The following is a 4,685-nucleotide window of genomic DNA, read 5'->3' as shown; positions in this document are numbered from 1 at the left end:
GACCGCTCGGCGGGAAAGGCGACCATCGTCACCAGCCAGTTACCGATTGAGCACTGGCATGGATGGATCGGCGACGAGACCATCGCCGACGCAATGCTCGACCGCCTCATGCAGCGTCATCATCGGATCACGCTTACCGGTGGTTCCCTCAGAAAGGCATCCCCAAAACCCAGCGTCCTGGAGCCCGAACTCGACCAGAACTAACAAGGAAATCTACAATCGACACCGCGCAACGCCCAACCCCGCCGAATCGGTCACGTTCCCGAAATTGGCGGTCACCTTCGCCGAAATACGCACTGAGCAAATCTACCTCCTGTGCGCTCTTGCGTCTCGTATACCTTAAGGCATTGCTGATCAAGTCCACCGCATAGCTACTCGGAGCGTTATAGAGCGGAGTGGATAAGGAAGGCAGAACAGGATGAAGCAGCAGACGCTGGCGATGGAAGCTGACGAAGGTGCGGGTTTCGAGAGGCACCGCAAACGGACGCGGCGCGATGAGTTTCTCGATACGATGAATGCAATTACGCCGTGGGCGGAGTTGTGCGCGGTGGTCGAGCCGCATTACCCGAAGCGCGGCAATGGCCGCCCGCCGATTGGCCTGGAGCGCATGCTGCGCATCCATTTCATCCAGCACTGGTTCAATCTGGCCGATTTCGCCTGTGAAGAGGCGCTTTACGATAGCGCCAGCCTGCGTCGCTTTGCGGGAATTGATCTGGGCCGCGAGGCGGTACCAGACGCCACCACGCTGCTCAAATTTCGTCGTCTTCTCGAAACCCACAAACTGGGCGAGAAGCTGTTTGCCGAAGTCGGCCGGGTGCTTCAGTCCAGCGGCATGAAAGTCAAGAGCGGCACGATCGTGGATGCCACGATCATCGGTGCGCCGAGCTCAACGAAGAATGAGCAGAAGTCGCGCGACCCGGAAATGCATCAGACGCGCAAAGGCAAGCAATGGTACTTCGGCGCGAAGCTGCATATCGGCGTGGACAGCCAGAGTGGCCTGGCGCACAGCGCAGTGCTCACGCCAGCGAACGTGCATGACAAGCATCCGCTGCCGCAATTGCCGCACGGTCAGGAGCGGCGGGTCTACGGTGACAGCGCATACGCCAGCCAGAAGGCGCTGATCCACAGCAAAGCGCCGAAGGCGCGCGACTTCACGAATCAGCGCACCCGCCGCGCGGGTGAAGTCGATGAGGTGCAGCGCGGCAAGAACCGCAACAAGTCGAGGATCCGCGCACGCGTAGAGCATGTCTTCGCGGTGGTCAAACGACTGTGGGGCTTCACGAAGGTGCGCTACCGCGGGTTGGCGAAGAATGCGAATCGGGCCTTTGTAGCTTTGGCGCTCGCCAACGTCTACCTGTCGCGCACGCGATTGATGACACAGGTGCGCCCGTAATGGGCAAAAAGCGGGCAAAACGCCCGCGTGCAATGCCCGCAAGGGCCAAAAACCAAAGGATGACGGTCGGCTTCACGACCTGAACACCTCTACATCGCCGACACGTCGCAAATTCAGCTGCTTGTTCAGCGTAGCCTTAACGTGACAACGCCATCGAAAGGCATCGAGCCAGAACTCGGCGGTTTTCTGGGGTGTTCATCATCGTCATGTGGTCACCCGGAACGGACACGGCGTGAATGGCTTCAGCACGCAAAACCCTGTCCCACCCCCGCAACGGCGAACTTGCTTCCTGACCTATTGAACCTCGTGCACGACGGCTGCGGACAGGTCCGTTGACATAAAACTGGTTGATCTCGATTCCAAGAGATGGAGCTTCATACAAGTCCAGTGCCCTTTGAAACTGCGCGGCCTTTTCATACGTCAGAAGAAGGCTTTCTAGATCACGGTCCTGGGGTATCGCCCCAATTTGCTGCGCCTTTTGAATCAGTTGGCCAATCGAGCTGTTTGCAGCAAATCGTTCTAAGACCTGGAAGCTGTCATCTTCCAAGAATTCCATAGAATCCAGCAGCACTTCCCGTGCCATTTGGGTCGGCGATAAGCTTCGTCGATTTGCAGGTAACGCAGCATCCATGAAGGCCATGAATGACACAGCTTCATTCAGATTCACTAAGTGCTGCGCAATCGCGTAAGCCAAGATTGCCCCTGATGAGTATCCAGCAAAGCGATACGGTCCATGTGGCTGGATCTCTCTAACTGCTAGCATTACTTCCGCCGCTATTGCCTCAAGAGTTAGCGGACGTTCGTCGTCGAAATGCGGCCATGGCAAAGCACAGACCGGACAGTCGACGTCCATTTCCTTCACAAGGGGGAGGACATAGGAACAATCGCCCAATCCTGTGGGAACAAAGAAGAGAGGTGGCTGTGATCCCGTTTCCAGAACGGAAATCACTTGCGGACTGCTGGGCTGTCGCTTCAAATGAATCTTCGATGCGAGCTCCCTCAGAACAGAGGCTTGGAAGAGGTCGGCAGCGCTAAACGTCAGCCCAGCTTTTTGTGCTCGACTGATCAGCTGCACCGCCAAGAGCGAGTGCCCGCCGAGCGCAAAGAAGTGGTCGTGGCGTCCGACCCGCTCCACACCGAGAAGCTCGGCCCAGATCTGCGCCAGCACCGTCTCCATCTCGCCCTGTGGCGGCGCATAGGCGCGATGCGCATACGCCTCATCGTCCGGCGCCGGCAGCGCCGTGCGATCGAGCTTGCCATTCACCGTCAGCGGCAGCGCCGCCAGCCGCACGAACGCCGATGGCACCATGTAGTCTGGTAGCTGCGCACTTATGTGTGCGCGCAAGGCGCCGGCAAGTTCGCTTCCATCCAACCCGTTCGAAGCTGCTTCAGGCGCACACACCACATAGGCCACCAGCCGCTTCTCGCCGGCACCGGCCTGCTGCGCCACCACCACCGCATCGCGCACCCAGGCATGCTCGATGAGCCGCGCCGCAATCTCCCCCGGCTCGATGCGGAAGCCGCGGATCTTCACCTGGTCATCGTTGCGGCCCAAAAACTCAAGATTGCCGTCCGGCAGATAGCGCGCCAGATCGCCAGTGCGGTACAGCCGGTCGCCCTCGACAAAGGGACTGGCGATGAACCGCTCCGCGGTCAGCTCGGGCCGGTTCAGATAGCCTCGCGCCACCCCCGCCCCGCCGACGTAGAGCTCCCCGACCGCGCCAAACGGAACCGGCGCACCGTGTCCGTCAAGCAGATACACCCGCGTGTTCGCGATCGGACGGCCGATCGGGACAATGGCGCCATCAAACTCATCCGGACAACTCCACGCTGTCACGTCGATCGCAGCTTCGGTCGGACCGTACAGATTGTGCAGGCCCGTCCAAGGCAAGAGGCGCCGAACCTTATGCACACTGGCGGCAGGAAGCGCCTCGCCGCTGCATAAAACACGCCGCAGCGACGTGCAGTGGTCAACACTCTTCGCATCCATAAAACTGACCAGCATGGATGGCACGAAGTGAACCGTCGTGATGCGCTCGCCGATGATCAAGTCAATCAATGCAGCGGGATCTCTGTGCGCATCCGGAGGCGCCAGCATCAGGGTTGCCCCTTCAAGCAAGGTCCAGAAGAATTCCCAGGCAGAGACATCGAAGCTAAACGGGGTCTTCTGCAAGACGACGTCAGCCGTATTGAGTGCATAGGCCTTTTGCATCCAGATCAGGCGATTAACGATAGCCCGATGCTCATTCTGTGCCCCCTTGGGCGTGCCGGTGGATCCGGAGGTGTAGATCACATAGGCGAGATGGCGCGAGGTCAGGCCGAGCGCACGCGGGTCCGGATCGGAGAACGGCAGGTTCGCCCACTCCGGCGTGGCCGTCTCCAGATCGACCGCTATCACATCAGTCAGCACCTCGGGGCCAAGTGCGGCGCGGCCGGCCACATCGCAAAGCAGCAGCTGCGGAGCGGCATCGCCCAGCACCTGGCGCAGCCGCTGAGACGGATAGGCCGGATCCAGTGGCAGATACGCGCCCCCCGCCTTGAGGATCGCCAAGAGCCCCACCACCATCGCCGCGCTGCGCTCCACGCAGATCCCCACCGGCTGGTCCGGCCTGACTCCGAGTGCGACCAGATGATGGGCCAGCCGGTTGGCCCGCGCGTTGAGCTCCCCATAGCTCAGTCTCTCGTTCTCATGCACCAGCGCCACCGCCTCCGGTGCCCGCCGCACCTGCGCCTCGAACAGCTGATGGATGCACCGCTCCGACGGATACGCCGCTTCCGTGCGGTTCAGCTCCTCCAGCAGATACCGGCGCTCCGCCGCCGGCAGGATGTCGATGCGCTCCACCGGCTGCCCCGCGTCCGCAACCATCGCCCGCAGCAGCGCCAGCAGATAACCACGCTGCCGCTCGATCGTCGCCTGATCAAAAAGTGCCGTGGCATAGTTCAGTGTTCCAGCGATCTCCTCGCCATGCTCGCTAAGGCTCAGCTCCAGATCGAACTTGACCTGATCGAGCCCGTCGGCAGCCTCCACACTCAGCCCGGGAAGGTCGAACGACGGACCTGCGTGGTTCTCCCAAGCCAACATCACCTGGAACAATGGCGTGTGGTCAAGCGCCCGGGGCGGCCGCACGATCTCCACCACCTGCTCGAACGGCAGGTCCTGATGCTCCTGCGCAGCCAGCGTCGTGCGCCGCGTCCGCTCCAGAAGCTCCGACACGCTTGGCTCGCCCGACAGGTCCACCCGGAGCGCCAAGGTGTTGACGAAGAAGCCGATCAACTCTTCGATCTCCCGGCG

Annotated in this window: 2 protein-coding genes and 1 pseudogene; 2 read left to right on the top strand and 1 reads right to left on the bottom strand. The window is 61.0% G+C overall.

Annotation, left to right across the window (positions count from 1 at the left end):
• Positions 1 to 204, top strand: a 204-nt coding sequence (locus GCT19_RS40895) for an ATP-binding protein (RefSeq protein WP_193727503.1), incomplete at its 5' end; no start/stop codon positions are given.
• 214 nt (positions 205 to 418) lie between these two features.
• Positions 419 to 1,393, top strand: coding sequence for an IS5 family transposase (locus tag GCT19_RS40890; protein ID WP_018435787.1), 975 nt, complete (start codon positions 419 to 421; stop codon positions 1,391 to 1,393).
• Positions 1,394 to 1,529: 136 nt separating this feature from the next.
• Here the strand turns inward: GCT19_RS40890 and GCT19_RS40885 are convergent.
• Positions 1,530 to 4,679 (bottom strand): annotated as a pseudogene (locus GCT19_RS40885) (non-ribosomal peptide synthetase); the annotation flags it as partial.
• Positions 4,680 to 4,685 lie beyond the last annotated feature (6 nt).

Origin of the sequence: Paraburkholderia atlantica, from assembly GCF_009362785.1 — a bacterium.
In the GTDB taxonomy this organism is placed as follows: Bacteria; Pseudomonadota; Gammaproteobacteria; order Burkholderiales; family Burkholderiaceae; genus Paraburkholderia; species Paraburkholderia atlantica.
Note: the sequence above shows the minus strand (reverse complement) of the source record. Positions and strands in the feature narration are given on the sequence as shown.

Bases quoted from the DNA above. Each gene is read 5' to 3' on its own strand.
- GCT19_RS40890 (WP_018435787.1), top strand. From the start codon at position 419: ATGAAGCAGCAGACGCTGGCGATGGAAGCTGACGAAGGTGCGGGTTTC.